Source organism: Pseudomonadota bacterium (assembly GCA_026388255.1).
In the GTDB taxonomy this organism is placed as follows: domain Bacteria; phylum Desulfobacterota; class Syntrophorhabdia; order Syntrophorhabdales; family Syntrophorhabdaceae; genus JAPLKB01.
On record JAPLKC010000014.1, the window covers coordinates 1 to 5,927 of the forward strand.

The window sequence follows — 5,927 nt, forward strand, 5'->3', positions numbered from 1 at the left end:
CAAATTTGAGCCAAAAATAGTCCTCTTCCTCTGTAACTGGTGCTCCTATGCAGGAGCTGATCTGGCCGGTACATCCCGGCTTCAGTATGCACCGAATGTAAGGGTTGTGCGTCTTATGTGCAGCGGAAGAGTTGAGCCGTATTTTATCATTGAGGCCCTTCAGGCAGGCGCTGACGGCGTACTTGTGCTTGGGTGTCATCCCGGCGAATGCCATTATCTCGAAGGAAACTACAGGACTGCAGCCAGAATGGCCTTACTGAAAAAGATGCTGGGTCAGTTCGGGATGGAGGATGGACGGGTCCGACTTGATTGGGTATCAGCTTCTGAGGGCGTTCAGTTTGCAAGTGTGGTAAACCAGATGACCGAGGCAGTGAGAGCCCTGGGACCAATTCAGAAAGAGCAGATTCAAGAGGTGATATATGGGTAAGTTGAAAGTAGCACTCTACTGGGCAAGCAGTTGCGGCGGATGTGATATTGCCACACTTGCCATCGGAGAGAAGATACTTGACGTGGCAGCGGCTGCAGACATTGTTTTCTGGCCCGTGGCCATGGATTTTAAGTACAAAGATATTGAACAAATGGCTGATAAAAGCATTGATGCATGTCTTTTTAATGGAGCAATTCGAAGCACCGAAGATGAGCATGTAGCAAAAATGCTTCGCTCAAAATCAAAGATCATGATTGCTTATGGCTCCTGTGCCTATGAGGGCTGCATTCCCGGCCTTGCAAATCTATTCAGCACAAATTCTCTTTTTGATCGTGCCTATATTGATACACCATCTACTGTTAATGAGGAAAAGGTCTATCCACAGGCAAAAGTACAGGTTCCTGAAGGAGAACTCGAACTGCCCAGGCTTTTCAGTTCAGTCCGGGCACTCAACCAGATAATCGATGTAGACTATTATGTACCTGGCTGCCCCCCGGAGCCAAAAACCACCTGGCTTGCCCTGGAGGCTTTAGTATCTGGGAATCTGCCTGAAAAAGGGAGTATTATCAGTCATTCAAGCAAGGCGCTCTGCGATGAATGCCCCCTGCCGAAGGAAGGCAAAAAAGTAAAGAAATTTTTCAGGCCTCATCAGATCATTGCAGACCCGACAAAGTGTCTCCTCGACCAGGGATTGCTCTGTTACGGAGTTGCCACGCGTGGTGGATGCGGAGCCATGTGTCCTCAAGGAGGAATGCCATGCACCGGCTGTTATGGGCCTGTTGAAGGCGTTGTTGATCAGGGTCTCCACTTTTTGACAGCTCTGGGATCTCTCATAGATTCTACTGATACTGAGGAAATAGCTCGGATTACCGATGAAATTGTCGATCCTGCCGGAACATTTTATCGTTATAGTCTGCCTGTGTCAATAATGAGGAGGGCGAAAACACTATGACTAAAATCATGATTAATCCCATTACCCGACTTGAAGGGCATGGGAAGATTGCAATATTCCTGGATGATGATGGAGAGGTTTCAAATGCATACCTCCAGATACCTGAACTGAGAGGTTTTGAGAAATTCTGCGAAGGCCGGCCTGCTGAGGACATGCCGCAAATTATGCAGCGCATATGCGGCGTCTGCCCCGAGGCCCACCATCTGGCTGCCACAAAGGCTCTGGACAACCTTTTTAAGGTTGAACCTACATCAACAGCCAGAAAACTCCGTGAACTCCTCTACAGTGCTTTTTTTGTAACAGACCATGCCACCCATTTTTACATTTTAGCCGGTCCTGACTTTATCATGGGCCCGGATAGCCCCCCGGCACAGAGGAATATCCTGGGTGTTATCGGAAAAGTAGGTGTAGAGATAGGGAAGAAGGTAATCCAAACGCGGCAGCAGAACCACTGGGTCATTCAGACCATAGGCGGTAGAGGCATTCACCCTGTTTTTGGTTTACCCGGAGGCGTAAGTAAAATGCTCTCCGAAGAGAACCGTGCTAAAACCGAAGAAATTGCTGTACAGGCAGTAGACTTCGCAAGATTCTCTTTGAAGATTTTTGAAGACCTGGTACTCAAGAACAAAGAGTATCTTGACATGGTTTTAAGCGACATTTATACCCATCGGACTTATTATATGGGACTTGTTGATGAAAATAACAAGGTTAACTTCTATGACGGCAAGGTCAGAGTCGTGGACCCTCAGGGCAAGGAGTTTACGAAGTATGCACCCTCTGAATACCTTGATAATTTGTCCGAAAGAGTTGAACCATGGACATACCTTAAGTTCCCTTATTTGAAAAAAGTAGGATGGAACGGTTTTATTGACGGCGAGACCAGCGGCATCTATCGTGCAACCCCCCTCTCCCGTCTCAACGCAGCAGACGGTATGGCTACCCCCCTTGCACAGGAAGAGTATGAGAAAATGTATGCAGCTCTTGGTGGAAAACCGGTACACCATACACTGGCTACTCACTGGGCAAGGCTGATTGAGATGCTTTATGCTGCTGAAAGGATGCTTGAACTCAGCAGGGACCCGGAGATCACCGGACCCGATATAAGAAATATTCCAACGGAAACGCCTGTCGAGGGTGTGGGAATTGTGGAAGCGCCCCGCGGCACCCTGACCCACCATTACATAACTGATGAGAAGGGTCTTATCAAAAAATGCAACCTTATCGTTGGGACAACAAACAACTATGCGGCCATGTCCTTGACGATAAAGAAGGCTGCCCAGGGCATTATCCGTAAGGGTACAGAAATAACGGAAGGACTGCTGAACCGGATCGAACTTGCCTGGCGGGCTTATGATCCATGCATGGGCTGTGCGACACACACCCTGCCCGGTGAGTTGCCGATAGAAATAGCAGTATACGACGCTGACGGAACATTGATTGACGCAGTAAAGCGGTTTTGAGGGTGTAATTATGGAGAAAACCTTGGTTCTGGGTATCGGGAATTCAGTACTCTGTGATGACGGAGTAGGTATCCGGGTGGCTATAGAGGTAGGCAAACGAATATCTGATCCGGCAATTACAATCGCCGAAGCATGCCAGGGAGGACTTTTTCTTCTGGAAGCTTTTCTTGGGTATGATCACATTGTGCTTATTGATGCTATACAAACAAAGGATGGAATTCCTGGTCAGGTTTATGAACTGCAGCCGGAGAACTTTTCTTCTGCTCTGCATCTTTCGTCTCCTCATCAGGTGGATTTCGCTACGGCTCTTGAGTTGGGTAAGTCCCTCGGGCTTCCTATGCCTTCGAGTATCGATATTGTAGCCGTGGAGGCAGGAGACGTAACGACCTTTCGCGAGAAGTGTACGCCTGAAGTGGAGAATGCTATACCGGTTGCTGTTGAAATGGCCTTAAGAAAGTGCCCGGCACATATAAACCATATAAGAGAGGACTAACATGTTTGGTTGGAATGGAAAAATATTAAGAATTGATTTGACCAAGGGAACCTCTTGGGTAGAAGCTATGCCGACCTACCTTATGGAGGAGTACATCGGAGGCCGTGGCATGAGTGACAGGATAGTTTTTGACGAGATTGATCCTCAAATCGATGCCTTGAGCCCTGAGAACAAACTTATTTTTTCCACAGGCCCTTTGACGGGCACCGGTGCGCCATCGGCAAGCCGCTTTATGGTTTCCGCCAAGTCCCCACTCAGCAACTGTGTATCAAGTCCCTGCTGCGGTGGCTACTTTGGCGCTAACTTGAAGTATTCGGGTTACGACCTCCTTATCTTCGAGGGTAAATCACCTGAACCGGTGTATGTGACTATTCTTAATGACCGTGTGGAGATACACCCTGCAAAACATCTCTGGGGGAAAGAGTCATATGAGACGGAAAAGATGATCCGGGAGGATATGAAAGCACGGTTTAACCTCGACAACTGGGCTCTCAACTCCATGGGTATTGCCAACATCGGCCCTGCGGGCGAGAATCTCGTGAGATTTGCCTGTATCATGTCCGACGGAGGACGGGCTGCAGGACGCTCGGGTCTCGGTGCAGTCATGGGTTCGAAGAACATCAAGGCCGTGGCTTCGATCGGAACCGGACAGGTCAACATTGCCGATGTGGAAGGTTTCCGTAAGGCAGTCATGGCCTTCTATAAGGAGGCCCGGGACAGTGGTGACTTTTATAAACGCCGCAGATACGGCACTTGGGGGCTCCCTGGCCGCGCCAATGCGAGCAAGAGCCAGGCTGCTTTCAATTTCAAGGATGGGTATTTTAAAAAATTCGTGAAGTATGAGGACCCTGAGAAAATTATTGAATTGATCCGCGTCCGTGATGAAGCATGCTTTTCCTGTCCATTCGGCTGCAGCAAGCGGAGCCGCATAAAAAATGATCCAGAATACCCGTTGACAGCCAAAGGTCCTGAGCACGAGACTATGGCCCTTTTGGGTGCGAATTGTGGTCTCGGAGACATGAATGACCTTTGCAGTGCCAATTATCTCTGCAACGAGCTTGGCATGGATACAATTACAACAGGCGCTATGATCTCCTGTGCTATGGAACTCTTTGAGGAAGGCCATCTGCCTGAAAAAGACATTGGCTACCCCTTAGAATTCGGCAACACAAACATGTTCATGCTGCTCAAGCAGATTGCACGCAGGGAAGGCATCGGGGATCTTATGGCCCAGGGCGGTATAGCCTTTGCGTCACAATACGGGCATCCCGAGCTCTTCATGGGTATAAAGGGTATGGGTATACCGGCCTGGCATCCGCAGGCTTTTGATGCTTTGGGACTTCAATACGCTACCTGCAATACCGGAGGCGCCCATACGAAGTCAACCATGCCTTTTTATGAAGGTCGAAAGGATCCTGCCTTCTTTGTAGAATTCACAAAAAAGGACCAGGATTATCTTGCAACCGCTGATTCAGGCATATTGTGCTGGATTATTTACCATGGTCCCGAATGGGGAGATAAAATGGCTGAGTGGCTTAACTATGTAACTGGTACCGGCTTTACGAAGGAGACACTCGACCCGCTTGGAGAGAGAATATGGAATCTTGAAAAATTGTTCAATATGAAAGCTGGTGTAAAGGAAGACACTCTGCCGCCACGAATAACAAAAGAACCAAGGGTGAAGAACCGTGTAGTCCCCCTTGATAAACTGCTGCCAGAGTATTACGAAATGAGAGGTTGGGATAAAGACGGGACGCCGACCAAAAAGAAGCTTGAGGAACTGAAATTGGAAAAAGAGGGGGAAGGCGTGATATGAAGATCAAGATAGACCACAAAACATGTACAGGTTGTAAACAGTGTGAAATTATCTGCTCTTTGGCGCACACAGGGAGCGTGAATCCCTGGAGGTCACGCATCAGGGTTTATGTGGGTGAGGAATTCTGCTACCCCGTCATTGCAGGGCCTTACACCGAGGCTGCCTGTAATTCAAAGGGTACCCGTATGGTGGAAGGACTTGAGATAGACGAATGCGTCACCTGCCGGGCATCCTGCCCGTCAAAATCCGTTTACAAGGAGCCTGACACCGGTATTCCGCTGAAATGCGATTTCTGCGGGGACCCACCTAATCCCCAGTGCGTGCAATGGTGTGCTCCGAATTGTCTGACGCTTGTAGAGGAATAAAAGACAGTGGCCTCTGTGCTTTGGTCGTTTTCCTTAATTAAGGGCATTTCAATTAAGAGCATTAATAGGTCTATAAAATATTTTGATTTGCTTTTAGTTCAATTTGCTTATTATAGTTACATGTTACTTTACTTTATGAGGATATGGGAAATGCAAGCGACAAAAATTATTCTCAACAGTGTCCCAATATAATGATTTTAAAAAAAGCCTGATTAAAGCTGTGTGGAAAGATTAAAAATATAGAAACGTTGCCTTAATAAAAATAGTTTAAAAAAGGAGGCAGAATTATGAGAGAATTGGAATACGATGGCATTATCATCGGAGCAGGCCCCAACGGCCTGACAACAGCAGGTTATTTAACAAAGGCAGGTTTGAAGATTGCAATCCTGGAAAGGAGATATGAGATCGGCGGAG

Annotated in this window: 7 protein-coding genes; all 7 read left to right on the plus strand. The window is 47.8% G+C overall.

The window, feature by feature from the left end:
• The coding region (locus NT178_00955; GenBank protein MCX5811104.1) for a hydrogenase iron-sulfur subunit at positions 1 to 427 on the plus strand (427 nt) is incomplete at its 5' end.
• Positions 420 to 1,379 (plus strand): oxidoreductase, encoded by a 960-nt coding sequence (locus tag NT178_00960; protein MCX5811105.1) that lies wholly within the window; start codon positions 420 to 422, stop codon positions 1,377 to 1,379. The genes NT178_00955 and NT178_00960, both read left to right, overlap by 8 nt.
• On the plus strand, positions 1,376 to 2,839 hold the full coding sequence (locus tag NT178_00965; protein ID MCX5811106.1) for a Ni/Fe hydrogenase subunit alpha: 1,464 nt from the start codon (positions 1,376 to 1,378) through the stop codon (positions 2,837 to 2,839). The genes NT178_00960 and NT178_00965 overlap by 4 nt, the downstream gene beginning before the upstream one ends.
• A 10-nt stretch (positions 2,840 to 2,849) precedes the next feature.
• Entirely contained in the window at positions 2,850 to 3,332 is a 483-nt protein-coding gene (locus NT178_00970; protein MCX5811107.1) for a hydrogenase maturation protease, read from the plus strand.
• 1 nt (position 3,333) lies between these two features.
• Positions 3,334 to 5,148 (plus strand): aldehyde ferredoxin oxidoreductase family protein, encoded by a 1,815-nt coding sequence (locus NT178_00975; protein ID MCX5811108.1) that lies wholly within the window; start codon positions 3,334 to 3,336, stop codon positions 5,146 to 5,148.
• Positions 5,145 to 5,513 carry a hypothetical protein gene (locus tag NT178_00980; protein ID MCX5811109.1) on the plus strand — a complete coding sequence of 123 codons (369 nt, stop codon included), beginning with the start codon at positions 5,145 to 5,147 and terminating at the stop codon, positions 5,511 to 5,513. The genes NT178_00975 and NT178_00980 overlap by 4 nt, the downstream gene beginning before the upstream one ends.
• Before the next feature lie 287 nt (positions 5,514 to 5,800).
• Positions 5,801 to 5,927 (plus strand): FAD-dependent oxidoreductase (locus NT178_00985; GenBank protein ID MCX5811110.1); only part of this gene is annotated, 127 nt, incomplete at its 3' end.